Source organism: Bacillus alkalicellulosilyticus (assembly GCF_002019795.1).
Lineage (GTDB): Bacteria > Bacillota > Bacilli > Bacillales > Bacillaceae_F > Bacillus_AO > Bacillus_AO alkalicellulosilyticum.
Genome location: NZ_KV917381.1, coordinates 2,781,379 through 2,806,958, shown reverse-complemented (window position 1 = coordinate 2,806,958; position 25,580 = coordinate 2,781,379). Strand labels below are relative to the sequence as shown.

Genomic DNA, 25,580 nt, shown 5'->3' with positions numbered 1-25,580 from the left:
AAAAGAGAAGAGTAGGTGAGAGAATGCACACAATGTGGAAAGGAAGTATAAGCTTTGGTTTAGTGAACATCCCAGTAAAGCTTCACGCCGCAACTGAAAACAAAGACATCAAATTACGTACTCTTCACAAAGAATGTAAATCACCAATCAGCTATCAAAAAGTATGTCCTGTTTGTGAAAAGGAAGTAGCCCCTGAGGATATAGTGAAGGCCTATGAATATGCGAAAAATAAATTTGTTGTTCTTGATGAAGAGGAACTTGAAGCACTTCGAAAGGAAAATGAAGATAAAGCGGTTGAGATTATTGATTTTGTTAAACTAGAAGAAATCGACCCCATTTATTTTGAAAAGACCTATTATATGTCACCGAATGAAGGCGGAAATAAAGCCTACTCCTTACTTCGAAAAGCACTTGAAGATTCAGGGAAAATTGGCGTAGCGAAAATCATCATCCGCTCCAAAGAACATTTGGCTGTGATTCGAGTGTATCAAAATACATTGGTCATGGAGACGATCCATTATCCCGATGAAGTGCGGAATGTTGGGGACGTACCGAATATTCCAGCAGAAGATAATCTTACGAAAAAAGAAATTGATACAGCAATGATGCTTATTGACCAACTAACGACGGAATTCCAGCCTGAAAATTATCATGATGAGTATCGAACAGCATTAATGGAGTTAATTGAAGAGAAGAAAAGCAAAGAACAAACGGTTACAGGAGCTGAGAAAACAACTCCAACTCCAAACAATGTGACAGATTTAATGGCTGCTCTTCAAGCTTCTATTGATAAAACAAAGAAAAAGAAACCAGCTACGACTAGGAAAAAAGCAACAACCGCAAAGACTGCCGATGAAAAAGAACCAGTAGCAAAAACGCCAACAACTAGAAAGAGAAAGAACGCCTAAGTTTAAGATTAAATAATGGGTGTCCACAGGGTCAGATTAAAGGACCTTTTCGGACACCCTCATTATAGTTTAATGACAATCCCAATTGTAAATGACTTTTGTGAAGTTCCTTTTTTGTAAATCCTCTTTCGTAATAAAAAAATTAGCTATACCACAATCGCCCCACATAATGCCTTCCTTATCATCGGTATCAATTTGCAGCAATAATACTTCATGTTTCATATACTTTTCTTCCCATTCCCTTGGGTCGGATTGTGTAAAGAAAGGATAGCCGCCAATTTTATGCCCCTCACCTAAGAATGCTTCTGAATAGACTTCCCATAACTCGATAAGCTCGTCGCCCTTATACACTTCATCATTTAGATCTACGTCCCCTAGTAACTCATCAAGCCGAAAGTCGTTACTTGAAACAGGTTCAGAACTTTCTTCAAACGATAAGGCTACCTCGTGTTCAATTGGAAAGTATTCGGTATTGAGGTTGTCCATATAACTGAAATCAGTAACGAGCCTTGATTCGTCTTCGATAACATGACTATGAAATACGATTTTAAAATTAGATTGGTTTGTCATATCATCAAAATCAATTCCCATCACGTCGTCTTCAGCTCCGATAAAAAATTGGAGAATGCCTTCGGTGGGAAAGGGCTCTAACCTAGGTATTTCACTAAAGTTAAGCTGTGCTAAAAGTTTCATTGGTTTCCCGTCCTTACTTAAAGGATGTTCCATTGTCTGTGGTAAGTAGGGGTTCCCTGCAAATTTACTTTGATGAAGCGTAGTTTTCGCTTTTTTTAGATTGATTTTGATAAAGGGTTGAACGGTTTTTTCAATGTCTTTCCTGAAAGCTTCCAATTCAAGAGGTATTTGAAGTGCATCCTTTTTATAAGCCATGTATACTCCTCCAATTTCTGAAATAACAACATGTAAGTAAAGATTCGTCATATACTAATCAGTACCTTCTAATTAAGGGTAATTAGTAAGCATGTCCTACTTTGATTTAAAAAGGTGGCTCAAAAAGAGGGCACTGAGAAAGTAAAAATAACCTAACTTTTTCAGTGCCCTCGACCAAAAAGACCATTACCATTTAAATCACCATTGAATTAATCTTCTGGAGACCAAACAAAATCGAGAATAGCAGATTCATATAATACAGTATCAATGTTACACGTTTCCGCATCGATTCCGTATTGCCATGCCCATGTTAGCGCATTTTCTGGGCCTTGTGGATCAAATTCTGGTGCATTCGCTTCGGTCGTTATCCCTATTTGAGGTTGATTTGTCCAAATGATAGTATTATCAAGTATCTCCGGATTGTCATCTACTGCTGCTTCAAAAGCAATCCGAACATTGTTGTCTCCATCCGGAGAGAACACTCCATATATTGCGGGAGTATACTCTGATGGATCGATTGTATCATACCAACCTTGGATAAAGGCAGAATCAATTGGATAAAACGGTTCAACATTAGCGAAAATCGCAACACCTTCAGGAACGCCGATGTTTTGAGCATATTCTATCGCAGTTTCTGCTTCGGAAACACCTTTTTCATACGTTGTGCCATCAGTGAAGTGATTATAGATTACAAGAATCGAAACTCCATTATCATGAAGTAACTCCACTTCTTCTGTGATTAATCCGAAAGAAACGCCGTCTTTATCTTCTAAATAGCGGCCCCATATGACAGGGTCACCAAAGTTGTTAATTACACAAGCAAAGAACTCTTGGTCAGTCAAACTTGCGGAGTCAACCCCCCACAAAATCTCATCACCGCTTGCTTGGTCACGGACAGTGCCGTTTGTGGAATCTTCGTCTTCGTCGCGACCGTTAGATTCTCCATTTTCATCGGTATCTTCTTCTTCTCGACCGTTAGATTCAGAATCTTGGTCTTCACCATTGTCTTCATCACGACCGTTGGTTTCGGTTTCTTCTTGCTCTTCACCATTCTCTTCCTCCGTACCATTCGTTTCATCATCGTCCGATTCATCGGTAGGGACTTGGAATACGGGAGTAATTGGTGTGACAACGTTGATTTCACAATCGCAATAGTCACTTGCAACAAAAAAGAAAAATGAAGCGAGAGCAAGGAGATAAACAACCCCTAGAATAATATATTGTCTCATCGTTGTGCCCTCCATCACTTTAGAGTCAATATAGTATATTGAGCTTGGGTTGAAAGTGTGTAGGCGTGTCCTTTAGTAGGTGAAACCAAAACTAGCTATTTTTCGTATATATATTTGTGAGGTGATCCGATGATAACGAATATAAATGAAGAGCTTACAAGAGTAAAAGAAAACGTAAGATTGCAACAAAAGTGGAGTAATCATCTTGACCGAACGAAACGGAACTTAGTTAAAAAACAAGAGGAACTTACAGCGTATCAAAAGACTATCGAGAAAAACAGTCACGCGGTAAAAAAACTAGAAGGTATTTCGCCACAATCGGTTTTATTAGCCGTGTTTGGGAAACGACTAGAGAAGCTTGAACGCGAAAAGGAAGAGTTAGTCAAAGCTACCCTAATTTATGAAGAAACGAAAGAAACCGTAGAAGATTTACAAATAGAAGTACTAGAGTATGAAAGGCTACTAGAAACAATTGGAGAGACAGAGAACAAGTACGCTCATTTATTAACCGAAAAGGAAAAACTCATTCATGACTCGAATTCACCATGGAGCTCAGTTTTATTTGAATTGGCCGAGGAAGAGGCTGAAGTCTTAGGAAAAGTAAAGGAATCAGAAGAAGCAATTGAAGCTGGAAAAAGAGCAATTCAGTCGTTGGATATAGCGATTGACGAATTAGATAAAGCGAAAGGATGGTCAACATGGGATATGGTTGGTGGCGGTGTATTAACAACAGCTATAAAACATAATCACATTGAATTAGCGAAAAAAGCCATACATCATGCTCAAAAAAGGCTACGTCAGTTTCATGAAGAGCTTCTTGATGTAAACGAAAATTCTCATCACAGTGAAATTGAAATAAGTGGACTTCTTACATTTGCGGATTATTTTTTTGATGGGTTACTTGTCGATTGGACAGTACACGGAAAAATTAAGGAATCGCTTGACCAGGTGTATAAAACGAAACAGGAAACGGTTACCGTGTTAAATCATATGAAGCAAGTACGTAAAAAGAGCAAAATGAAATACGAACAGATTAAAGCAAATAGGATTCGGTTACTGGAAGATGCCAAATAAGGTGTCTTCTTTTTTACATAATTTAGGTCTGATAAGGAGAAAATGGAAAGGTAATGTGGAAGTGGAGGAATGTGATGGTAACTTTAGCGTTTTTACTCACGTTTTTTTGCATGTTCATTTTGGTCATTGGTATAGATTCAATCCTTTATAGAGAGTCGATGTGGGATGTCTTACTTTATATGTTCGAAGATAACGTAAGCATGGGTAAAGTTTTCTTAGCTCTTGCAAGTATTATCGGACTAGCAGTAGCTGTTATGAATGATATTCGAAACAAAAAGTCTGGGTAGTAGGCTAGGTAAGGAGGATACCGTGAGCTCACCAACAGTCGTTAAAATCACACCCATTCAACTGTTTGTTATGATGATATTATTTCAAATAGGTTCGGCTATCGTGGTTGGAATTGGTGGAGAAGCGAAACAAGATGCGTGGATAGCTGTTTTAGTGGCGAGTGGAATTGGTATAGTTATCTTTTTTCTTTATTGGTTCATCTTAGCTCCAAACCATGGCAAAACGTTGTTTGAAATATTTGAACTAACCATTGGAAGGAAAGGGGCTAATGTCCTTACCTTTATGTTTGTTCTTTATTTTTTTTATTTAAGCACTCGCGTTGCACGAGACTTTTTTGAAATATTAGTAACCAGTACATTTCCTAGAACCCCAATTGAAATCTTTGCTATTACCTTTTTTTTAATGGTTTGTTATGTAGTTTATCTTGGTCCAGAAGTTATGGTAAGGACTGCAGAAATATTTACTCCATATTTTATCCTATTTTTAGTGCTTTTAAGCTTATTTTTACTAATGGCTGAGCAAATTAAGATAGAAAAGGTAAGGCCGGTCCTAGGTGATGGCTATTGGCCAGTTATTGATGCGGTTTTTCCTAATTTAATAGGTTTTCCGTTTGGTGAAATAATTGCTCTTTTTATTTTCATGACGTATACGATGAAAAAGAAAATCATTCCGAAAGTAGTGGTAAGCTCTATTATTGTCACTGGGCTGGTTTTATCCTTTTTTATGTTTATAAAAGTATCCGTATTAGGAGTTGATATGAACGAGAGAACTGCATTTCCGTTATTAAGTGTAACTAGGGAAGTAACAATCTTTAATTTTATCGAGCGTTTGGATCCTCTTGTTGTTTTCTTGATGATGATTGGTATATACGTAAAGGTAAGTGTCTTTTTCTTTAGCGGTGTAAAAGGCTTAGAGTATATTTTTTCGATACCGTATCGTTCATTTGTGATTCCAATTGGACTGCTCTTAGCGCTTTTTTCGATATTGATAGCTTCTAATTTTGCTGAACATATTGAAGAGGGTATTCAATTTGTTCCTCTCTTTTTGCATATGCCAATGCAGGTTGGAATCCCACTAATCGTAGCAATGATTTTATGGTGGAAGAGGAGGAAAGGAGCGGCTCAACAGAATGTTAAAGCTTAAGAAAAAACTTCATCAACAATTAAAAAACAGCACAAAAAAGCCTGCTCGATCCGATACAATCAATAAGGATGCCAAGCAATTTCAAGCGTGGATTACGCAAACGCTCGGAAACTCGTTTGATTTTTATCATGAGACCGTGCAAGTCGGTTCGACAAATGGGTATCTCTATTACTTGACGACGATGACGAATACAGAAGTCATTACTGAAAAGATAACACAACCGCTTTCTAGCATTTCAAGTAACAACCAATCGATGACATTAAGTGAGTGGAAAACATTATGTCATAAAATATTCGGAGGAACACAACACCATTTTGTCGCAACAAAAAATGAAGTCGTCACTTTACTAATGAAAGGTTATCTCGTCATCCACTTAGATGGCATGAATGAAGTTATTGTAATTAAAATTAGGTCGACTGATTTACGTTCAATTGAAGAACCTAGCACACAAACCATTATACGAGGTCCAAAGGAAGGGTTCATCGAGAATCTTGACACAAACATTAACCTTGTAAGACGGAGGATAAAAAATCCAAAATTGCGTTTTGAAGAGCATGTTGTTGGAAGTGAAACATCTACAGGAGTTGCCCTTGGGTATTTGGAGGGGGTTGCCAATTCCAAAATCGTAGAAGAGGTACGAAAACGAATTACTGATATTCAGACAAATGCCATTTTTGAGTCAGCCAATATTGAAGAATTTATTACGGATAAAACATTAACCCCTTTTCCGTTACTATATAACACCGAACGTCCGGATACAATTGCGGCTCATATTTTATCTGGGAAGGTTGCTATTTTTGTAGACGGTTCACCGTTTGTCCTTTCCGCTCCAACTGTATTAAATGATTTTATAGCGACATCTGAGGATTATTACCTTCCCTATTTGATGGGTACGTTTTTGCGGTTATTACGCTATCTAGCCTTTTTTATTTCCTTGCTGTTACCTGCATTTTATGTGGGCATCATTACATACCATCACGAGATGATTCCTACTGATTTAATCATTAGTATTATTTCTCAAAGAGAAGGCGTTCCATTTCCTGCTTTAGTTGAGGCCATTTTAATGGAAATTGCTTTTGAAATTTTAAGAGAAGCGGGAATTCGGATGCCACGAGCCGTAGGGGGGACGATTTCAATTGTTGGTGGTCTAGTTATCGGACAAGCCGCTGTTGAGGCTGGACTTGTATCAAATATCATGGTTATTGTTGTATCGTTAACAGCGATTTCTAGTTTTGTTTCTCCGATTTATTCGTTTTCTATTGCAGCAAGATTGTTACGTTTCGTCTTTATCATACTGGCAGGAATCTTTGGCTTTTATGGCATCTTATTAGGACTGATTATGATGGTTGCTCATTTAGCTAGCTTACGTTCTTTTGGAATCGCATATCTCTCTCCATATGCACCATTTTTCTTGCATGATCATGAGGATACGATGGTGAGAGTACCAATATGGATGATGAGACAACGACCGAAATCGTTTCGAACAGAAGAGGCCAATAAACAACCTAATGCTAAGTCACCTTCTCCACCATCGCAGGAGGCAGGGTCATGAAGAAACTACTTCTACTCCTATTCGTTTGTATTTTTCTATTGCAGACCGGTTGTTGGGACCGACAAGAGCTTAATGAAATAGCTATTGTTACGGGCTTGGCCGTTGATTTGGGTGAAAACGGACATTATGTATTAAGTGTTGAAATATTAAATCCTCCTGCGTTAGACCCTCAAACAGGGGGAGACAGAACTGCATCAATTGTATATTCTTTTAGAGGGCAGTCCATTGCAGAGTTATTTCATAAGATGAATGTTGCCTATACAAGAACATTGATATACTCCCATATGCGTACGGTCGTTATAAGTGAAGAGGTAGCAAAAGATGGAATAGCTGAATTTCTGGATTTGTTAGAACGGGACCGTGAAGTACGAAATGATTTTAATATTATTACAGTAAGTAATGCGAATGCATCTGATGTCTTAAAAATAACCTATCCGATACAGCAAGTATCAACGATGAAATTAAACACTCAGCTTCAAACGATGGTAGAGGAATGGAGTGGAGACCCGGAAATTCGGTTGAAAGATATTATTGAATCATTGGTTGCAAAAGGTGGAGAACCGGTTTGTGCCGCTGTGAAAATTGAAGGATCGTCTGAAAAAGGAAGTTCGATGGAGAACACCAAAACCATTTCACCGGATGCGATTGTCACTCTTGATGGTCTTAGTGTCTTTAAAGGAGATAATCACATCGGGAAAATGGAACTACGAGATACGCGGAATTACATGTGGCTAACGGGAAAATTAAGAAAGACAACCATGATTGTACCTTGTGAAGATGGTAAGTTTGTTACAGCTACTCTGAAACGTTCAAAGACTAACGTTGAAGCAAAGTACGTTAATGGGATTCCAACATTTCATGTATCTATCGTTGTCGAAGGTAAAGTAGCTGCTAGTCAATGTGGGCTAGATTTTATGGAAGTTGACACGATTCGAGACATTGAAAAGAAAGTAGCTCATTCAATTGAATCCGAATTAAGAAAAACCGTAGAAACAGTACAAGACGAGTTTCAATCAGATATTTTTGGGTTTGGTGAAAAAATGCGTATTCAAGATTATGAGAATTTCCTGAAGGTGCAAGACCATTGGAATGAGGAGTTTGCAAGAGCTAAAATCACATTTGATATTACTGCGAAAATACGTAGAACAGGATTAACTACGGAGTCCTTTTTAAATAAAGTCAATGAATCCAACTAGCTTTAGTGGTATGATGGAATGGAGATTTTTGGAGAGTAGGGAAGACGTTTGTTACGTGTTTTAAGTTTAATTATAGTAGGAGTTGCGATTTTTTTTCAAGGTTGTAGTGAGGTAGTTTTCATTGAAAAAGTTAATTCTCAAAAGCAGTTGGATGTAAGAAAAAAAGGGGAGTTTCCTGAAAAAGACTCCAACCAACTAGTGGATTGGACGAGCTATCCTTCTCATTCAACCAGTTGGGGTGAAAATGTTACAGGTGTAAAAACAACATTTTACACTGAAAACAAAGAAATTGCATTGACTTTTGATGCTTGTGGCGGTCAATATGGAAGCGGGTATGACGAAAAGTTAATTGATTTTCTTACAAAAGAACAGATTCCGGCTACGTTATTTATAAATAAACGGTGGATTACGGAAAATGAAGAGCTCTTTGTAGAGTTAGCCGAAAATCGATTATTCCAAATTGAAAACCATGGGACAGAGCACCTTCCGCTATCGGTAAATGGAAGGACGGCGTGGGGGATTCAAGGGACAAATAGTCCAGAAGAGGTGTTTTGGGAAGTCGTTGGGAATCAAGAAGAAGTAAAGCGAATAACGGGGCGATATCCTACGATGTTTCGGTCAGGCACAGCCTATTATGATGACGTCGCGGTTGAAATTGTTGAAGATATAGGATTACAGGTCGTAAATTACTCTTTATTAGGAGATGCCGGAGCGACTTTTTCAAGTCAGAAGGTTAAACATGCCTTACTTCAAGCTAAGCCAGGAGACATTGCATTGCTTCATATGAATCAACCTCAAAGTGGAACCGCTCAAGGTGTAATCGAAGCTATACCGATTTTAGAGGAAGCGGGTTTTTCATTTGTGACGTTAGAGGGTTATGAACTTCGGTAATATTGAGGAGGGCACTTTATGATTATGATAAGTTCCTGTATAGCGGGATTAGCAACGAGATATGACGGCAAGGATGCTCGGGTGGAAGCGATTGAAGCTCTTGTGGCAGAGGGGAAGGCGATGCTCGTTTGCCCGGAACAACTAGGAGGCCTGCCGACACCACGACTTCCAGCGGAAATCGTTGGGGGAGATGGGTATGATGTGTTAGATGGAAGGGCTCGAGTGGTGAATTCAGCAGGTGAAGATGTAACGAAACAATTTATCGCAGGAGCGTATCAATCATTAAAAATCGCCCAAAAAATAAGAGCTACGGAAGCTATTTTAAAAGAAAATAGCCCTTCTTGTGGCAGTGGAAATATTTATGATGGAACATTTACAGGAAATAAAGTAGATGGGATTGGTGTAACCGCGGCATTATTTGAGCGACATAATATCAAGGTGCGGTCCGAAGTGAATCTTGAGGAATAGAACTAGGGGCTGGGACATTACTAGCTAGAACGTCTCAATGGCTTCACTTGCCACAAATCCCGTTGTGATAAACCCACTCACAACGGGATTTTAATAGATAGTGGCGGTTTCGCACACTGCGCGTATGTTAATAAGAAGTACGCTTAGTAACGTACTTTTAAAAGAAGGCAGTGGCTTCGCCTAGTGCAAAAAATATGGGGATAAATCGAAGAAGAGCAATGGCTATGCTCGCTACGCGTCAAACAAAAGAACCCCACTTTTGTTTAACTTTAAAACAGGTAGCGGCTACGCTCAGTGCTTCTAAAAAGGACCCCTAGGGGCCCTTTTTTATTATACTTTAGCTTTTTGTTTTAGTAGGTCTGGTAGTTCGGTTAGTGATTTAATCTCATATGTTGGTTGGTTAGTTGAATTTTCGTTGACAAGTCCTTCACGGTTGATCCACACATTTTTCATTCCAATGCGGTTTGAACCAAGGATATCTGTATTTAAGTTATCTCCGACCATAATCGCTTCGTCTGCTTGAAGGCCTGTTAAGAATAAACAGTGTTCAAAGATAGCAGGGTCTGGCTTCCCACGACCAAATGCTCCAGATACAACGATATAATCAAAGTAAGGAACAAGTTGTGGAGTCATTTCTAGTTTCTCATTTTGTAACGTAGGCGATCCATTCGTTAAAAGTACGAGTTGGTATTTATCTTTTAGTTGGTTAAGCACAGAGAACGTATCAATGTAGACGAATGGTAATTTGCGACGTTTTTTAGGAAATAGTTCTCCAAGGAATGCCCCAAACTCGCTGTCTTCAATTCCTACTTTTTGTAGTCCGTTTGTCCATGCCTCGCTTCGATAGTTTGGAACAATCTCTGCCATTTTTCTAAAATTAACATCAATTTTATCTTTGAAATCACCCCAAAGTCCTTCAAAAGGATTAATCCCAATCATTTGTGTGAATTCAAATGTTTCATACGAGGAGTAAAGCTCTCTGGCAGCTTCACGTACAGCATCCTCTAATTGTTCTGGATTAATAGATTCATACTTTTTCTTCGCCTCGATACAGGTTTCTCTAAATGCTTCCTGTACACTTTTTTTGTCCCATAACAGGGTATCATCCAAATCAAAAAATACTGCTTTTACCATCTTGTCCACTCCTTAATCTCTATGTACTTCACCTATTGTACTACAAATCTAAAAAAATCAAAGAGCAATATGATAAATTTCTAGATGTTATGAGAAAATTTCAAAAATTAAAGCGCTATCATTGGAAATCAACAATAAAACTTACCAAGAGAAGAATTATTTTCATGAAAATGCTCGTCTATTTTACTCATTTTTTACTATACATAAAAGAGAAACATGTAAAGAGGTGAAAGAGATGCGAAAATCCGACTTACATGAAAAGTGGCTTGTTTTCTTATGTGGCATTACCGCTTTCTTGATGATTGCAGCGATGATTCGAGCCGTACTTTTTTAGGGAGTGATTGAAGTGCTTACCGACTATGATCCCATATTTTATAGCAGGTTACTTACTAGTCTTACACTCGCTTTTCATATTCTCTTTGCGACAATTGGTGTCGGGATTCCTTTTTTAATCATGGTGGCTCATTGGGTCGGGATTAAAAAAAATGATAATCACTATTTATTATTAGCGCGTAGATGGGCACGTGGGTTTGTGATTACTGTCGCTGTAGGCGTGGTGACAGGTACCGCGATAGGGTTACAACTTAACCTTCTTTGGCCCCAATTTATGAGTTTTGCGCAACAGGTAATCGCACTTCCGTTTTTCTTAGAAACGTTTGCATTTTTTATCGAGGCTATTTTTTTAGGGATTTATTTATATACGTGGGACCGTTTTAAAAGTAAGGTGACCCATTTCTTGCTACTTCTTCCTGTAGTCATTGGATCATCAGCCTCAGCCTTATTCATTACAATGGTCAATGCCTTTATGAATACACCCCATGGTTTTACGTTTATAGATGGACAATTAACCAGTATACAGCCGATTGCAGCGATGTTTTCACCTGCAATGCCCACGAAGGTAGCTCACGTCTTATCTTCAGCGTATTTAACGTCAGCCTTTCTTCTAGCGATGTTATCAGCAGTTGCAATTTTAAGAGGGAGAACACATGTCTATCACAAAAAAGCTCTCCACCTAACGATGACCACTGCTGCGATATTTGCGGTATCTACCGCTATTATTGGAGATTTGTCTGGTAAGTTTCTAGCGGAATACCAACCGGAAAAACTAGCTGCCGCTGAATGGCATTTTGAAACGAGCACAGAGGCTCCACTTCTAATCGGAGGAGTGTTAACCGAAGATAACGAGGTTAAATATGCTTTGAAAATCCCATGGGCACTTAGTATTTTGGCACATAACGATCCATACGCAGAGGTCACCGGATTGCAAGAATGGCCATCAGAACTACAGCCCCCTTTGGTTGTACATTACTTATTTGATGGGATGATTGCGATTGGCATCTATTTAACAATTATTGCCTTTGCTTTTGTTCTATTTTCAAGAAGCAAAGTAATGAATCAATATAATAAGCTCTTGCTTAGATGCATAATTATAGGAGGTCCATTAGCGCTGCTAGCCGTTGAGCTTGGGTGGATGTTTACTGAGATTGGGCGTCAGCCATGGGTCGTTGTAGGTTATATGATGACAAGTGAAGGGGCCACAACCGCTGCTCATGTCGATGATATGCTACTTCTATTTGCAAGTTTGTATCTTCTCTTAGGAATTACGTGTTTGCTCGTCCTATACCGAATGTTCAGTCAATATCCGGTAGAACAAGAGCTTAAGGAAAGAGGGTTTTAGATGGCGGATATCTATGTCGCTGCGACAATTTTATGGAGCTTTTTATTCATATATATTATCCTAGCGTCGATTGATTTTGGCGCAGGCTTCTTTCAAATGACTTCTTCAAGCACTTTAAAAATAACGTCCCGATTTTTATCGCCTGTCTGGGAAGTTATTAATGTTTTTTTAGTTTTCTTTATCGTAGGTCTCGTCGCGTTTTTTCCAGAGGCTAGTTATTATTATGGTACAATTCTACTCATTCCTGGAAGTATCGCTATCATTCTTCTTGCGCTTCGAGGCTCTTATTTTGCTTTTTCGTTGTATGGAAGTAAAGAGTCGAACCTGTATAAGAGAGTCTATCAAATTACTGGATTAGGGCTAGCTGCTGTGTTATCTGCCGTATTAGTCATTTCAGAAGGTGTTTTTATCAACTCCGGAGCCCTTCACATCGAAGCCTTGCTAAAGAGTTCTCTCTTTTGGTCTATGACTTTGTTTTCAATGACTAGTGTAATTTATATTTCCGCATCTTTTTTTACATATTACTCTTTCATTGCAAAAGAGGATGATTCAAAACGACTTTTCAAAAAGAGTGTAGTTGGTTGGGGAATCTCGTCCTTCGTTTGTGCGGTGTTCGTTGTCGCCTCGCTTAAACTTCATAATCCTGTTCATTATCAAAATATGTTAGAAATCGCTTGGGTGTTTGCCATTGGGGTCATTGCTTTGATTTGGGGAATATATTTTTTGATAAATCAACACTATGGAAGGGCTTTTAGTTGTACACTGCTTCAATTCGCCATTTTTTTCTTCGGATACGGTCATACCCATATGCCTTTTTTGCTTTATCCCAATGTGACACTTCACTCAAGCTTTACTAATGAAGCGATGGCTCCCATGCTCCTAACCGCGTTTTTTATCGGTTTGGTTATCTTACTGCCATGTATGTATTTATTGTTCCGGTTGTTTTTATTCGACCGAGATTATGTTCAAGGAAATAAATAAGCTGGCCAAGCTTGGAACAAGTGGGTGTGACAATAGGATTTTTTACCTTTTGTCACACCCCTTTTTTTTTACAAAAATTGGCGAACTTTGTTGTGATACAATTTTTCGAAATCTATTGACTATTATATAACAGAAAAGTATAATGAAACACATAAAGATTATTCAGAAAATTTTTAAAAAAAGGGAGAGAGTTCAAATGGAAAACATCCAACAAAATGAAAGTCAGCCAGTAGAAGGAGTACAAGAAGAGCAATCTATCCTTGAATCAATCAACGACTATTATGCTCGCAACTAACAACTATCCCGGTTTCCAGTGGAAATCGGGATTTTTTTATAATCCGATTAGTGATTTCGTGTTGTTATAACACAGAGTGTAAAAATGAAATTTCACGTACCGTATTTGAAACAGTAGTAAAAGAACTGTATTGAGGGAAATATGGTACAGAGGTGATGATATGAACAAGGCGGTATTTTTAGATAGGGATGGTGTAATAAATGAGGTATTGAATCACCGAGTGAAGTTTGTTAACCATCCAAATCAATTGTTTTTATTAGAAGGTGTCCCAGAAGCCATTAAAGCTTTTAACGATACAGGATTTAAAGTGTTTGTCGTGACCAATCAAGGGGGAATAGGTTTAGGTTTTATGAAAGAAGTGATGCTTGGTAAAGTTCATAAAAAGTTGCAGGCAGAAATTGAGAAGGTGGGAGGCGTCATTGATGAAATTGCGTATTGTCCTCATAAACCAGAAGCCGGGTGTCTATGTCGGAAGCCTGAAGCAAAAATGATTACCGACCTAGCAAAAAAATATCAAGTCTCGCTCAAGGATAGTGTGATGGTAGGAGATCGAGAACCAGACATTTATGCTGGAAAGAAAGCGGGAGTACACACCGTTTTCATCGGCAAAAAAAAAGATAACCGGGCAAAAGCAGATGTTGTTTTTCCATCTTTGTTAGCAGCTGCACCATGGATCATTGAAGAAAGCTGGAATAAGTAATTGAGTTGTTTTATAATAAGTAGGAGATAAAAACAAGAGGTGAGCAAAACGATGATTCATGCAACATGGAGCAAAACGAATCCAGTGAAACAAGTGAAATGTATTCATACGGATGCGAAAAAGTATCAAGTACATAATGTATTAACTGTAGATAAAACATACCCTGTACAAAATGAAACTGAGGAATTTTATTTCATTGTTGATAACAGTGGAAAAGTGGGCGGCTATTATAAAGAGTATTTTGAAGAAGTGAACTAAAAAGAAATAGGCTGTGACAAAGGGTGGTTTTCCTTTTTTGTCACAGCTTTTTAATTTTATATTTGCAAGATAGTGTTCTTGATTGAACATACAGTGTTTCCAGTAGATATTATCATTTAACAATAAATAATTTCCTTAATTTTATTTCACTTTGTATGTCCACTACCCCTTTTCACTTCTCCTAAATGAACCATTTGATAAAAAATCCAAACTTTGAAGGAAATATATGGGTGGTGTGGAAATGATATATGAGTTTGTTTTTATATGAAAATTTGTGAGGGTGATAGTAATGGAAAGATTAGAAATTATCGAAGCGACTAAGGTTCTGAATGTGAAAAACGCATGCCTCGATGGCTCAAGGTTTGAGTGTTGTGGTTTGGAGCACATGCATTTTGAGAATGTTTCTTTGGCTAGAACCAAGATTACGGATGCAAACCTGAGTGATTTAGAAATTGACGGTGCACAAATTGGAGGAGCGTTCATACATAATATCGGACTTCCACCAGAAGACCACCCACTCTATGATCCTAATGCAAAACATAGAGGTGTACGATTTGACAACTGTAACCTCGAAAACAGTCAAATCACTAATTCTAATTTAAGCGGTGTAGAAATCAGTGGTTGTGAATTAAGTGGTATGAAAATCAATGGAACACTTGTATTGGAACTTTTGAGAGCATATGAAAAAAATAATAGCTAATTTGTGCTTCCCATTAACGGCAATTGAACAATAGATTTGAAAAAAATGAAAAGGTGAATTTGAGTACTCTCAAATTCACCTTTTCCTATTTGAGGCTAGTTCTGTCCCAGCCCATTTTTTTCTATATTACGTAGCTGTTGCTCTAACGTATTTTTGTCTAGTTTCTCGCCAATGATCACAAGGGTAAGTGGATAGTTCATCATATCTGAAATAAATAACGGAACCCCGTACGAATATTGAAACGAATACAATGTTGGTGAGCTTGTAAACCGAATAAAACCTTTCATTCGATAGACAGTCTCTGGTAAAGAGTGTAAGAACTCCTCAAATAAATTTCTTTCGACCGCATCAGAAAAGGTATAAACCAAAGATTGCAGACGTAGTTCATTATGAACATGAATAGGCGTATGTTCACCCTTCGTTTGCGTTTTAATTTGAAGAACTTCGTTTATATTGATTTGAGCTTGTTGGGTAAGTATCGTTTTCGCATGACTATTAAATTGTTGAATCTCAAATAAAAAAGAGGCTTGTTCTTGTTCGGAGACAAGGTCAATTTTATTTAGTAGCAATAAGTCAGCTTGCCGGATTTGTTCGACCATGAGCTGGCGTATCGCTGGTGATAACTTTTCTCTTTGCTTCCACTGGTTTAAATCGATGACACTCAGTATGCCTTTCATAGATACTTTAGAAGCAAAAAGAGGCGATAAACAGGCATCATATACTTCCATCGGATGTGCTGCTCCGGTCGTCTCAATATAAATGACATCCAATTGATGGTCTTGCAAAAGTCCATAAAGCTGTGCTTCAAACTGCTCAGAAAGTGAACAGCAAACACAACCATTGAGTAATTCTGTTAAAGGTGTATCTTCTGGAACAGCCGTACTATCAATCGATAGCTTTCCTAGCTCATTCATTACAACACCAACTTTTCGTCCAAGTTCTTTTTCATGTTGTAACAGCTGGGTTAGTAGCGATGTTTTTCCGCTTCCTAAAAATCCGGATAATATGTAAATATCAGTAGTCAAACCTTATCACGTCCTCGTCCTATGTTCCTGTTCATCATACTATAAAAAGGGTGGAAATGGGAGCTTTCACTAGTTCTCTATGTGTTCAATGCCTTGTTAACAAATGTACTATATAAAAAAGTTGGTAATGACCAAAAAGAAGCCGAGGTAGAATTGAAACAGTCTTCATAGAGAAGATGAAGACCAAAACAAGGTCGAATCGAACGAGAAACGGTCTTCATAAAGGAGATGAAGACCAAAACAAGGTCGAATCGAACGAGAAACAGTGTTCATAAAGGAGATGAAGACCAAAACAAGGTTGAATCGAACGAGAAACGGTCTTCATAAAGGAGATGAAGACCAAAACAAGTTCGTATCGAACGAGAAACGGTCTTCATAAAGCCGATAAAGACCAAAACAAGGCAGAAATACAACAAAAATGGTCCTCATCAAGTGAAAGAGGACCAAACAAAAAAGCAGGAATCCCCCTGCTTTTTCTATTTGTTTTTCTTTTTGTTTACTTTATTTCCGCTGGCATACTCGTATGATGCTTCAAGCGGGGTCTTACGAGCATCCATTCCTTTTACTTTATAGCTTTCACCGCGATGGCCAGTATCTTCGTTTGTATCTCTTGTCAAAGCGTTCAGCCTCCTTCATCCATAACATCCCACTTCCGAAGGAGAGATATTCAGATTAGGCTCCAAATGATTTATGTTTTTTAAAGTATTTTGATTCGATGTAAAGAAAGCTCTTTGTTTTTGCAAGTGAAAAGAGGACAAGAGCACTCCAAATGAGCATAAAAGACAAGAGGTGAACTTTAGTAAACGGTTCATTGAAAATAAACACACCAAGAAACAACCCAATCGTTGGTGCCAAGTATTGCAGGAAACCTATCAAATAAAGCGGGATTCGTTTGGCAGCACTGGCGAATAACAAAAGTGGTACAGCCGTTGCGACACCAGCCCCCATCAATAATAAAATCATTCCAATTGAGCCCCCAGCAAAGGCAACCCCACGCTCCACAAAAAACTGAAGATATAACAAAGCAAATGGTGTAATCAATAATGTTTCAATCGTTAATCCAGTTAACGAGCCGACCTGGACTATTTTTTTAAGCAAGCCGTATATAGCAAACGAAAAAGCTAATACAAGAGCAACCCACGGGAAATGGCCGATATTAAAAGTCATATTGAGGACGCCAATAAATGCTAGAACGAGGGCAATCATCTGCCATGTTGAGAGCTTTTCTTTTAAGAAAAAAATTCCAAGGAATACACTCACTAACGGATTCATGTAATATCCTAAACTAGTATCTATGACAAACTCATTATTAACAGCCCAAATATATGTAAACCAATTCCCGCTAATCACGACAGAGGCAACAATCATGCCAATAAGTAGCTTTGGTTTTTTGATGATACTTAGAAGTTCTTGTTTGAAAATTGTTATTTTACGCAAACAAAATAAAATGGTAATCATTAAAACCAAGGACCAGATAATTCTGTGCGCTAGGACTACATCTGCTGGTACATACTCTAGTAACTTCCAATATAACGGCAATAAACCCCATAGTAAATAAGCTCCTAAAGCAAATGCTATCCCGCTATGGTTTTCGTTTTTCATAGGCATAACCTCTTCTGTTAGTTTTTACAAAATAATTTTATTCCCATTTCCTACAATAAGCAATAAAAACATCTCATAACCTCACAAGTGATGTTACGTTCTTTTTAATTCAATAGGAAATTGGTACAATAAATAAATCAACAACTACGATGGAGGAATACGATGATTGATATAGAGTTTGAACAATATTCCGAGTTATCATTAACGGATTTTCGGGTTACAAGTGAAGATGAGGTTGGTCCTTGGATTCATCTCACGGTCTCCTTCACAAGCCATAACTTACCTGAAGGAATCGAAGAACCACAAGCTTTGGTGATTTTAAATCAGGATGGGGAAGTATTACAAATCGTCTTACAAGAAGAGGGTTGTGATTCTCCTAACTTTCAATTTACTGAAACGGAAAAAACACAAATTAGTCAGTGGTTAAGCAAGCGCTAAAATAAAGCGGACTCACAACATGTTATTGTACAATCCTCTAAGATGGAGGTTCTCGCAATAACGATTCGTGAGTCCGTTTTTATTTAGAAATAGCAACTATCTATTAGTAAACTGTTGTTCAAAGAGCTTTCTGTAAAAGGAATGTGTAACATACAATTCATCGTGAGTACCCTGACCTGTTATTTCCCCGTTTTCAATGACGAGGAGTTTATTTGCATGACGGACAGTTGAGAGCCGGTGAGCAATGACAAGTGTTGTTCTTCCTTTCATCAAGCGCTGTAATGCGGTTTGTACGTCTAGTTCTGAGGCACTATCAAGATGAGCAGTCGCTTCATCAAGTAATAATATATCAGGGTCACGCAAAATCGCTCGCGCTATAGCTAGTCGTTGTCTTTGACCACCTGATAGTTTTATGCCACGTTCGCCTACTTCAGTGTCATATTGTAATGGCAGTGAGGAAATAAACGAATCGAGACTAGCCTGTGTCATTGCATTTTTGATTTGTTCATCTGTGATGTTTCCAAGGCCATACGTTACATTTGCACGAATGGTCCCAGCCATCATGGGACTTTCTTGGGAGACATAAGCGATGTTGTTTCGCCAACTTTTAAGGTCAATACTAGAAAGATTTTGGTTTCCTACATATATCGCTCCAGCCGTTGGTTCATAAAATCGCTCTAATAAAGAGAATATCGTTGTTTTTCCAGAACCGCTTTGGCCGACTAAGCCTATGACTTCCCCTGGCTTGCTCGTGAAACTAATGTCTTTGAGAACTTTTTTATCGGGCTGATAGCTAAAGCTAACATTTTCAAAGCGAAGACTGTCTCGTTTGGATACTTCATTTGCTAGTTGATGATTCTCTTGTTCCTGTTTGAAAATTTCCTGAATTCTAGATGTAGCTCCCATTGCTTTTTGAAATTGTGTAAAAAATGATGCCATCGTCGTAAATGGAACAATGATTTGGAACATGTATAAAATGATGGCTACAAGTCCACCCGCAGATAACGTTCCTGTTGAAACTCGAAACCCTCCGTAACCAATAAGGATAACTAAAACAAGGAGCATAATGGTCATCATTAACGGAGAAACAATGGCTTGAATTTTTGATTCTTTAAGCCCATACGTAAACAGTTCTGAAATTCGTTTTCCGCCCTTAGTCGATTCAATTTCCTCTGCATTCGATGCTTTTACGAGTCGAATGTCGCCAAGAACTCTCCCTAAGTCTCCTTGAAATTTTGCCGTTTCATCTTGCATTGCTTTTGAAATAGCAAACATCTTTGACCCGAGTGGAAGCAATACAACAACAGCGAGTGGCACAGATAAAAGCATAAGTGCAGTCATTTTCCAGTCGATCCATAACAAAAACAACAGTGCACCGATGATAGAGATAATGCCAGAGAAGAAAGGAATGACATTTGCTGTAATAAAATCTTTAATGACGTTTGTATCATGTGTGACCCTGCTCATCATCTCTCCTGAAGACTCCTGGTCAAAATAAGGAATGGGAAGTCGGACTAAGTGATTCCAGAGATGGTTGCGTAAGCCTGCAATGATATGCTGACCTACATAAGCCATCATGTAATACGAAAAGCCAGACATCAGGGCTTGCCCAAGAAAAACGATAACGAGTATAGCGATTAATTGATAATTAATGCTTGCCGTAGATAAAACATCAACTAAGTTCATCGTCAATAATGGAACAAGCAATGCTAAAAGCGTTTCGCCTAAGCCTAATAAGATAGCGACACCTATAATCCATCGAGAAGGTCGATATTGGATGATAAGTGTCCAAAATGAATTCCAGCGGTTCGAAAAGAGTGATTTTTCTATATTATCCATTGTCTTTCCCATCCTTTTTTAAGGTATTAGTTAGTAGTTTAGAAGCCTCTTGAAGATAGTCTTCGATATGTGAAGGCAATAACGGATAAAACATTGGTGTGCTATCAAGGTCTATCTTTTCAAGTTCAACCATATCCTCGGGAGCAATAAGAGATTCAAACATATCCTGTAATCCTTTGATTTTAGTTTGTACTTTTGGGTCAGTAGGTGGGAGTCCTTGTTCGTAACAAATGGTTATATCTTGGATAAAGGACATGATTCTTTTCTCAAAAATAATACGGTCTTCTGTGCTTACATCTTCAAGGAATACTTTCTTCACAATCGATGGTGATACTTGTGTAGCAAACCACTCTTTTTGTGCCTTCTCATATTGAATGGAATGAATTAGCCCCAAGAGAACCTCACTATCTAATTCTTCGTCTTCCACAATTTTTTCGACTCTATCAATGGTTCCAATAATCATTTCAATCTCATCTCGTTTTTGTTCAAGCATTTGTTTTTGCATCATCAACGTTTCTCTGAAGTCTCTTGTGTCACCGTGAAGGAACTCAGATATTTCATCCAGGGAGTAGTTCACATATTTTAACGTTACAATTTTTTGTAGTTGGTGCAAATTATCTTTTGTATATAAGCGATGTCCTTGTTCATTGCGAGCAGAGGGAACTAAAATCCCTTTTCGATCATAAAACCGTAACGTTCTTTCTGTCACCCCAGTCATTTTAGCAAAAGTGCCAACGGTATATCTTTCTGACATTTTATTCACTCTCCTTTTTCCTACTAAACTCAGAATACACCTTGACGTTACGTCAGGTGCAAGAACTTTTTAACAAAAATTTTTCAAACCATGTAACTACCAGATACTTGGATTATAAGTTTCTATGGCTTTTTTCTTATTTTCCCAAAAAAGAATTGACAAATAGGAGAGACAGGAATAAGATGAGTTTGTATTAAGTGTATTATTTTAGATAGTACACACAACACATACGATACGATAGGAGAGACGTAACATGACAATTAGAGTCGAAGGATTATCTCATTCTTTTATAATTGGAAAAAAGGGACAAGAAAAAGAAATACCTGTTTTAAAAGATATATCATTATCAATAAAAAAAGGAGAAATTGTTTCTGTATTGGGAAGAAGTGGTTCAGGGAAATCGACCTTACTAAATTTAATATCAGGATATATTAAACCAACAAATGGAAGAATTCTCATACATGATACAGATGTCACTAATTTCACAGAAAAACAGTGGGCCAAATTTCGACTTGATCATTTTGGATTTATCTTTCAAAGCTTTCAACTCATCCAGAGTTTAACAACCTATGAAAATATCGAGTTACCTTTAACCCTTAAGGGCATAGATGAAAATGAACGCAGAGAAAGAATCATTCAAATGTTAGAGCGAGTCGGTCTTGATAAACACGCTGACCATTTTCCAAATGAATTGTCAGGTGGGCAACAGCAACGGGTAAGTATTGCTAGAGCCCTTGTTCTTAATCCGTCTATTATTCTTGCCGATGAGCCGACAGGAAGTTTAGATGTAGAAACCGAGGAAGATGTACTTAGTTTAATTCAAGAGCTAAACATTGAAAGAGATATTACATTTTTTATCATTACCCACGATAAAGAAGTCGCTTCAATATCTGATAGGCAGTATGAATTAGAGCAGGGAGTTATTAAGGAAGGGCGTGTCCTCGTTGAAATTTAAAGACCAAGTAAAGTTTGTTCGTAGGAACATGAAAAAGAATCGTTTACGTGTTACTATGACGATTCTAGCTACAACGATGGCTTGTGCCTTTTTAATTGTATTAGCGTCGGTTGGGTTTGGAATCCAAAAAAGTATTGTTGAAGAGATTATGGACAATCAAGTCATAACTGAGGTGACAGTTCATGGCAAGAGCACAGCTGCGGAAGAAGGAATCACTGAGAAAGACATAAATGAAATGAAAGAAATAGACCATGTAAATGCAGTGGTCACACGAACACATATTACAGGACATTTTGAAGCGGCATTGAATGACCGATCTGGTGAAGTATGGGTGATGACAACGAATATGGAAGAAGAGCTTAAAGGAAACCTACAATTAGACGAGGGTACCATAGCCACTAATGAAAATGAAGTTGTCGTCGGATATCATGTAGCCCAATATCTATTGACGGAAAAAGAACGTGAACTATTACAACAGCATTATGAAAACCCTGAAGCAAATCAAAGGCCAGTTGGATTTACAGAAAGTCTACTTGGTGAAAAGATAAATTTACAAATCATTCAATATAGTGAGGATGGAGAAAAGGAAGAAGTGACTTCAAAAGAATACACCGTTGTTGGAGTTTGGAAAAAGCCAACGCGTGAATGGCAAGAGGATTTAAATATTTATGTGAGCGATGTTTCTACAGAAGAACTAATTAGTCTTGCTCAAGAACATTACCCAACTGATGATGTCCATTATTCGCAGGTCTACGTATATGTCGATGCGTTAGAAAATGTAGAGGGTGTATCAGAAACACTTAAAGAACAAAATTATTATGTGTATTCAATTACCGATGAACTTAAAAGTGTGAATATGTTTTTTACTGCCTTTAAAATTGGTCTAATCTTTGTTGGTACGGTTGCAATAGTGATCGCATCTATCGGTATTTTCAATACGATGACAATGGCTGTTACAGAGCGAACTCAAGAAATCGGAATTATGAAAGCAATTGGTGCAGATCCTACGGTAATTCGCAAGATGTTTTTGTTTGAGAGTGCATATATTGGAATCATCGGTACGAGCATTGGGATTATTGCATCTTATGGAATTAGTTATCTTGCAAATCTAGTCCTTCCACTCATTTTAGAGTCAACGCTCGACGGAAGCGGTCCGATTGATTTTACATTTACTCATATTCCTATAAGTCTTGTTCTTATCTCAGCAACTATTAGTATAGGAGTTGCTATCGTTTCAGGGATGAGACCTGCCATTAAAGCCACAAATATTAATGTCTTATCTGCCCTCCGCCGGGAATTGTAGAGGTGTGATATGAAAAAACTTTCAATAGTCTTAGCGCTTTTAATTTTTAGTGGGTGTGGGGTCATTGAAAATAAAACTCTTCAACAACAAGTCAATGAAAAAATAGCAGACAAAGAAACGGAAGAAATCATCCTTTCCCAAATAACTGACTTTTCCTGGGACGAAGCTTTTATCTTTGCTCCTTATACTTCAGAAGACTATATGAAAAAAAGAATAGGTTCTGACTATAAAGACAAGACGAATATCAGTTATCGTGATGATATCAATATTCTAGTTTTTGTCCATGATGGGAAAGTTGTTCAATACGCTGAAATTGAGAGAACAAACGGAGATTTTCTAGTGAGCAATGGGAAAAGAATTACTCCCGACCATTCTAGTATTCAAGTGAAGAGACATTCGAGTTAAGCTTAAGGGTCTGGGATATTACTAGCTAGAACGTCTCAATGGCTTCACTCGCCACAAATCCCGTTGTGAGAAACCAACTCACTTCAGCAAGTTGTGAGAAAAACCACACATAACTTGCTTTAAAAGATAGTGGCGGTTTCGCGCATTGCTTAAAGGGTGAGACAAAAGGTAAAATACAACCTTTTGTCTCACCCTCTTTTCTTACCTCCAGTCAAGTGTTTTTTATAACTTTTATTTATGTTTCACCTAATTATTTTGAGTGGGAGGGGTACCCCTCCCACTCAAAATAATTCTGGTCATGCCAAAAAGACCTGACGATTTAGTTTTTTTCGCAAGGTCAGATATGGTATAGTATAAGTAACTGTTACGAATAGGTTTACGCTGCTTCGTAATTATAGGTGATGTTGTGTGTGATTAGATGAAATGCCACTTTCAAAAACTTATTCACACACGCAATCGACGCAACTTTGTGGGGCTTTCCTTGAGGTTGCGTTTTTAATTTGTCGTAGTACTCTACGATATGATTGTTAGTCTTCTTACGAAGTCTAATCATTGTTTGAACCATAAAGTACAAGATTTTTCGTAGCTTGTTGTTTCCTCGTTTATTAATTTTATCTTTATAAAATGTATTGCCAGATTGATAACGCATAATATCAATCCCAACATATGCATTTAATTGTTTATTGTTTCTAAAGCGTTTTAAATCCCCAATTTCACCTATTAGCCTTACAGCTGTCACTTCACCAATCCCTGGAAATGAAAGTAAAACCTTATACTCAAAACGTTCTTTGGAAAGCTCACCCATCTGTTTTATTAGCTGTTCTTTTTTCTCTTTTAAATCAGTAATACGTTTGGCATAATCACGTACTTGTTCACATCTTACATCCTCTTTCGAAATTGCTGGATATGAATCTTTCGCTGCGTTAAGTAGTTCTAGGCCCTTTGCTTCGGCACGTGCATGGGATAGATTCTTTTTTGTATTGCCTTTTATACGGTTTCTAATTACGGTTTTTGAACAGGCTAATACTTCGTCTGGATGTGGATAAAGTTGAACGATATTTAAAAAGAGTGCAGAACGTTTAGATAGAAGACGCTCAAGTTCAGGGAAACTTAGCTGTAAAATAGCATGCATACGGCTATATAGATTAATAATTTCACTATCTAATTCACCATAATACCGTGTTAGTGCACGCATCTGTTTATAATAGTTGTCTTCCTGGTAAGTCGTTGAACGTTCTAATCGGAAATGGGATTTAGCGAGCTCATGAGCATCACTTTTATCGGTCTTATGACGGCGCATCGAAGCCGTTTGTAGATTCGCTTCTAATGGGCTAACTCTATGGTAGGTGTAGCCTTCTGTTTGAAAAAAGTATTCTAATGGTCTTGAGTAAACTCCTGATGCTTCAAAAACAATCTCAGGTGCTTGACCATCCAGTTTGGTAATTTCACAAATCTTTTCATGTAAGGCTTTAAAGGACGATTTATTATGCGTAATTTCGCCTTCAAACTCACACTGCTTATAGTGGTTATAGATAACCATTGTACTTTTCCCCATACTAACATCGAATGCCAGTACATGTTTCATGTTCATTTCTCCTTCTCTTGCCAAACATAGAAGCCTTCACATTGCCTTATCGATTCCACTTTCTTTTACTCGATCTCTTATGGACCCAACATACTAAACTGATTCAAATAAGGGTGTGAAGTCGGTCGGTTTAAAATACGGACTCAATCAAGGTCCTAGAGGGTGATCGACCTTACTTCACTTCTACTATAAATAAAATAGTAGCACAAACCCTGGCCGGGGTCTGTACTACTAATCTTAGTATGTTTTTTGTAAGCAATTCTATCTATTTGCGGAAACTAGCTAGTATAC

The 25,580-nt window shown here is 37.9% G+C and carries 26 protein-coding genes; 17 read left to right on the top strand and 9 right to left on the bottom strand.

Translation table 11 applies throughout. The features are described 5' to 3' along the window. The first annotated feature begins 23 nt into the window (after positions 1-23). Positions 24-908, top strand: a complete 885-nt coding sequence (gene ku, locus BK585_RS13965) for a non-homologous end joining protein Ku (RefSeq protein ID WP_078554119.1) — start codon at positions 24-26, stop codon at positions 906-908. Between the two features lie 69 nt (positions 909-977). On the opposite strand, the gene BK585_RS13960 is transcribed toward ku, so the two are convergent. Further along, on the bottom strand, positions 978-1,796 hold the full coding sequence (locus BK585_RS13960; RefSeq protein WP_078554118.1) for a YwqG family protein: 819 nt from the start codon (positions 1,794-1,796) through the stop codon (positions 978-980). A gap of 209 nt (positions 1,797-2,005) precedes the next feature. Beyond that, positions 2,006-3,025, bottom strand: coding sequence for a glycoside hydrolase domain-containing protein (locus tag BK585_RS13955; RefSeq protein ID WP_245805836.1), 1,020 nt, complete (start codon positions 3,023-3,025; stop codon positions 2,006-2,008). Positions 3,026-3,154: 129 nt separating this feature from the next. Between BK585_RS13955 and BK585_RS13950 the strand changes: the two genes are divergently transcribed. The 7 genes from BK585_RS13950 (at position 3,155) to BK585_RS13920 (ending at position 9,637) form a co-directional block, all read left to right on the top strand. Further along, a complete protein-coding gene (locus tag BK585_RS13950) occupies positions 3,155-4,099 on the top strand; it encodes a hypothetical protein (protein WP_078554116.1) in 945 nt (314 codons plus the stop codon). A gap of 74 nt (positions 4,100-4,173) precedes the next feature. After that, positions 4,174-4,386, top strand: coding sequence for a hypothetical protein (locus tag BK585_RS13945; protein ID WP_078554115.1), 213 nt, complete (start codon positions 4,174-4,176; stop codon positions 4,384-4,386). 22 nt (positions 4,387-4,408) lie between these two features. Next, positions 4,409-5,530 (top strand): GerAB/ArcD/ProY family transporter, encoded by a 1,122-nt coding sequence (locus BK585_RS13940; RefSeq protein ID WP_170885591.1) that lies wholly within the window; start codon positions 4,409-4,411, stop codon positions 5,528-5,530. Next, positions 5,517-7,082 (top strand): spore germination protein, encoded by a 1,566-nt coding sequence (locus BK585_RS13935; RefSeq protein WP_078554111.1) that lies wholly within the window; start codon positions 5,517-5,519, stop codon positions 7,080-7,082. The genes BK585_RS13940 and BK585_RS13935 overlap by 14 nt, the downstream gene beginning before the upstream one ends. Then, a complete protein-coding gene (locus tag BK585_RS13930) occupies positions 7,079-8,278 on the top strand; it encodes a Ger(x)C family spore germination protein (RefSeq protein ID WP_078554109.1) in 1,200 nt (399 codons plus the stop codon). The genes BK585_RS13935 and BK585_RS13930 overlap by 4 nt, the downstream gene beginning before the upstream one ends. 48 nt (positions 8,279-8,326) lie before the next feature. Next, positions 8,327-9,169: a polysaccharide deacetylase family protein gene (locus tag BK585_RS13925; protein ID WP_078554106.1), complete on the top strand. Its 843-nt coding sequence runs from the start codon at positions 8,327-8,329 to the stop codon at positions 9,167-9,169. An 18-nt stretch (positions 9,170-9,187) separates the two neighbouring features. After that, positions 9,188-9,637, top strand: a complete 450-nt coding sequence (locus BK585_RS13920) for a 2-thiouracil desulfurase family protein (protein ID WP_078554104.1) — start codon at positions 9,188-9,190, stop codon at positions 9,635-9,637. A 330-nt stretch (positions 9,638-9,967) separates the two neighbouring features. On the opposite strand, the gene BK585_RS13915 is transcribed toward BK585_RS13920, so the two are convergent. Beyond that, positions 9,968-10,771 carry an HAD family hydrolase gene (locus BK585_RS13915; RefSeq protein WP_078554102.1) on the bottom strand — a complete coding sequence of 268 codons (804 nt, stop codon included), beginning with the start codon at positions 10,769-10,771 and terminating at the stop codon, positions 9,968-9,970. Positions 10,772-11,117: 346 nt separating this feature from the next. On the opposite strand from BK585_RS13915, the gene BK585_RS13910 reads away from it, so the two are divergent. The 5 genes from BK585_RS13910 to BK585_RS13890 all read left to right on the top strand — a co-directional run bounded on the left by BK585_RS13910 (position 11,118) and on the right by BK585_RS13890 (position 15,383). After that, the gene (locus BK585_RS13910) at positions 11,118-12,449 is read left to right on the top strand and encodes a cytochrome ubiquinol oxidase subunit I (protein WP_078554100.1); all 1,332 of its coding nucleotides are present in this window, start codon (positions 11,118-11,120) and stop codon (positions 12,447-12,449) included. Further along, positions 12,450-13,430 carry a cytochrome d ubiquinol oxidase subunit II gene (locus BK585_RS13905; protein WP_078554098.1) on the top strand — a complete coding sequence of 327 codons (981 nt, stop codon included), beginning with the start codon at positions 12,450-12,452 and terminating at the stop codon, positions 13,428-13,430. 455 nt (positions 13,431-13,885) lie between these two features. Then, positions 13,886-14,425, top strand: coding sequence for a D-glycero-alpha-D-manno-heptose-1,7-bisphosphate 7-phosphatase (locus BK585_RS13900; RefSeq protein WP_078554096.1), 540 nt, complete (start codon positions 13,886-13,888; stop codon positions 14,423-14,425). A 51-nt stretch (positions 14,426-14,476) separates the two neighbouring features. After that, positions 14,477-14,683 carry a DUF6501 family protein gene (locus tag BK585_RS13895; protein ID WP_078554094.1) on the top strand — a complete coding sequence of 69 codons (207 nt, stop codon included), beginning with the start codon at positions 14,477-14,479 and terminating at the stop codon, positions 14,681-14,683. Between the two features lie 289 nt (positions 14,684-14,972). Continuing rightward, the gene (locus BK585_RS13890) at positions 14,973-15,383 is read left to right on the top strand and encodes a pentapeptide repeat-containing protein (protein ID WP_078554092.1); all 411 of its coding nucleotides are present in this window, start codon (positions 14,973-14,975) and stop codon (positions 15,381-15,383) included. A gap of 95 nt (positions 15,384-15,478) precedes the next feature. Here the strand turns inward: BK585_RS13890 and BK585_RS13885 are convergent, their stop codons facing one another. The 3 genes from BK585_RS13885 to rarD all read right to left on the bottom strand — a co-directional run bounded on the left by BK585_RS13885 (position 15,479) and on the right by rarD (position 18,016). Then, positions 15,479-16,408, bottom strand: a complete 930-nt coding sequence (locus BK585_RS13885; protein WP_078554091.1) for a CobW family GTP-binding protein — start codon at positions 16,406-16,408, stop codon at positions 15,479-15,481. Between the two features lie 476 nt (positions 16,409-16,884). Continuing rightward, the gene (locus tag BK585_RS24065) at positions 16,885-17,025 is read right to left on the bottom strand and encodes a hypothetical protein (RefSeq protein WP_170885590.1); all 141 of its coding nucleotides are present in this window, start codon (positions 17,023-17,025) and stop codon (positions 16,885-16,887) included. Between the two features lie 55 nt (positions 17,026-17,080). Further along, complete coding sequence (rarD, locus tag BK585_RS13880) at positions 17,081-18,016, bottom strand: EamA family transporter RarD (protein WP_078554089.1); 936 nt, start codon at positions 18,014-18,016, stop codon at positions 17,081-17,083. Positions 18,017-18,172: 156 nt separating this feature from the next. Here rarD and BK585_RS13875 point away from each other — a divergent pair, with 156 nt between their 5' ends. Then, positions 18,173-18,448, top strand: coding sequence for a hypothetical protein (locus tag BK585_RS13875; RefSeq protein WP_078554086.1), 276 nt, complete (start codon positions 18,173-18,175; stop codon positions 18,446-18,448). 96 nt (positions 18,449-18,544) lie between these two features. Here BK585_RS13875 and BK585_RS13870 read toward each other — a convergent pair whose 3' ends face one another. Together BK585_RS13870 and BK585_RS13865 are read right to left on the bottom strand one after the other, a co-directional pair. Further along, complete coding sequence (locus tag BK585_RS13870; RefSeq protein WP_170885589.1) at positions 18,545-20,287, bottom strand: ABC transporter ATP-binding protein; 1,743 nt, start codon at positions 20,285-20,287, stop codon at positions 18,545-18,547. Further along, positions 20,280-21,041, bottom strand: coding sequence for a MerR family transcriptional regulator (locus BK585_RS13865; RefSeq protein WP_078554084.1), 762 nt, complete (start codon positions 21,039-21,041; stop codon positions 20,280-20,282). Before BK585_RS13865 ends, BK585_RS13870 begins: the two co-directional genes overlap by 8 nt. A 253-nt stretch (positions 21,042-21,294) precedes the next feature. Here BK585_RS13865 and BK585_RS13860 point away from each other — a divergent pair, with 253 nt between their 5' ends. From BK585_RS13860 to BK585_RS13850, 3 genes are read left to right on the top strand one after another with little or no spacing between them, the layout of a single operon-like run. Further along, on the top strand, positions 21,295-21,996 hold the full coding sequence (locus tag BK585_RS13860) for an ABC transporter ATP-binding protein (protein ID WP_078554082.1): 702 nt from the start codon (positions 21,295-21,297) through the stop codon (positions 21,994-21,996). Further along, positions 21,986-23,299, top strand: coding sequence for an ABC transporter permease (locus BK585_RS13855; protein ID WP_078554080.1), 1,314 nt, complete (start codon positions 21,986-21,988; stop codon positions 23,297-23,299). The genes BK585_RS13860 and BK585_RS13855 overlap by 11 nt, the downstream gene beginning before the upstream one ends. Positions 23,300-23,308: 9 nt before the next feature. Further along, the gene (locus BK585_RS13850; RefSeq protein ID WP_078554078.1) at positions 23,309-23,704 is read left to right on the top strand and encodes a hypothetical protein; all 396 of its coding nucleotides are present in this window, start codon (positions 23,309-23,311) and stop codon (positions 23,702-23,704) included. A gap of 376 nt (positions 23,705-24,080) precedes the next feature. On the opposite strand, the gene BK585_RS13845 is transcribed toward BK585_RS13850, so the two are convergent. After that, positions 24,081-25,289 carry an IS110 family RNA-guided transposase gene (locus BK585_RS13845; RefSeq protein WP_078552969.1) on the bottom strand — a complete coding sequence of 403 codons (1,209 nt, stop codon included), beginning with the start codon at positions 25,287-25,289 and terminating at the stop codon, positions 24,081-24,083. Positions 25,290-25,580: the final 291 nt, after the last annotated feature.

Excerpts from the sequence above, each read along its gene's own strand:
- BK585_RS13860 (WP_078554082.1), top strand. The coding sequence starts at position 21,295 with ATGACAATTAGAGTCGAAGGATTATCTCATTCTTTTATAATTGGAAAA.
- BK585_RS13875 (WP_078554086.1), top strand. The coding sequence starts at position 18,173 with ATGATTGATATAGAGTTTGAACAATATTCCGAGTTATCATTAACGGAT.
- BK585_RS13895 (WP_078554094.1), top strand. The coding sequence starts at position 14,477 with ATGATTCATGCAACATGGAGCAAAACGAATCCAGTGAAACAAGTGAAA.
- BK585_RS13930 (WP_078554109.1), top strand. The coding sequence starts at position 7,079 with ATGAAGAAACTACTTCTACTCCTATTCGTTTGTATTTTTCTATTGCAG.
- BK585_RS13900 (WP_078554096.1), top strand. The coding sequence starts at position 13,886 with ATGAACAAGGCGGTATTTTTAGATAGGGATGGTGTAATAAATGAGGTA.
- BK585_RS13960 (WP_078554118.1), bottom strand. The coding sequence starts at position 1,796 with ATGGCTTATAAAAAGGATGCACTTCAAATACCTCTTGAATTGGAAGCT.
- BK585_RS13890 (WP_078554092.1), top strand. The coding sequence starts at position 14,973 with ATGGAAAGATTAGAAATTATCGAAGCGACTAAGGTTCTGAATGTGAAA.
- BK585_RS13935 (WP_078554111.1), top strand. The coding sequence starts at position 5,517 with ATGTTAAAGCTTAAGAAAAAACTTCATCAACAATTAAAAAACAGCACA.
- BK585_RS13920 (WP_078554104.1), top strand. The coding sequence starts at position 9,188 with ATGATTATGATAAGTTCCTGTATAGCGGGATTAGCAACGAGATATGAC.
- BK585_RS13845 (WP_078552969.1), bottom strand. The coding sequence starts at position 25,289 with ATGAAACATGTACTGGCATTCGATGTTAGTATGGGGAAAAGTACAATG.
- BK585_RS13905 (WP_078554098.1), top strand. The coding sequence starts at position 12,450 with ATGGCGGATATCTATGTCGCTGCGACAATTTTATGGAGCTTTTTATTC.
- BK585_RS13865 (WP_078554084.1), bottom strand. The coding sequence starts at position 21,041 with ATGTCAGAAAGATATACCGTTGGCACTTTTGCTAAAATGACTGGGGTG.
- ku (WP_078554119.1), top strand. The coding sequence starts at position 24 with ATGCACACAATGTGGAAAGGAAGTATAAGCTTTGGTTTAGTGAACATC.
- rarD (WP_078554089.1), bottom strand. The coding sequence starts at position 18,016 with ATGCCTATGAAAAACGAAAACCATAGCGGGATAGCATTTGCTTTAGGA.
- BK585_RS13950 (WP_078554116.1), top strand. The coding sequence starts at position 3,155 with ATGATAACGAATATAAATGAAGAGCTTACAAGAGTAAAAGAAAACGTA.
- BK585_RS13850 (WP_078554078.1), top strand. The coding sequence starts at position 23,309 with ATGAAAAAACTTTCAATAGTCTTAGCGCTTTTAATTTTTAGTGGGTGT.
- BK585_RS13870 (WP_170885589.1), bottom strand. The coding sequence starts at position 20,287 with ATGGATAATATAGAAAAATCACTCTTTTCGAACCGCTGGAATTCATTT.
- BK585_RS13945 (WP_078554115.1), top strand. The coding sequence starts at position 4,174 with ATGGTAACTTTAGCGTTTTTACTCACGTTTTTTTGCATGTTCATTTTG.
- BK585_RS13955 (WP_245805836.1), bottom strand. The coding sequence starts at position 3,025 with ATGAGACAATATATTATTCTAGGGGTTGTTTATCTCCTTGCTCTCGCT.
- BK585_RS13915 (WP_078554102.1), bottom strand. The coding sequence starts at position 10,771 with ATGGTAAAAGCAGTATTTTTTGATTTGGATGATACCCTGTTATGGGAC.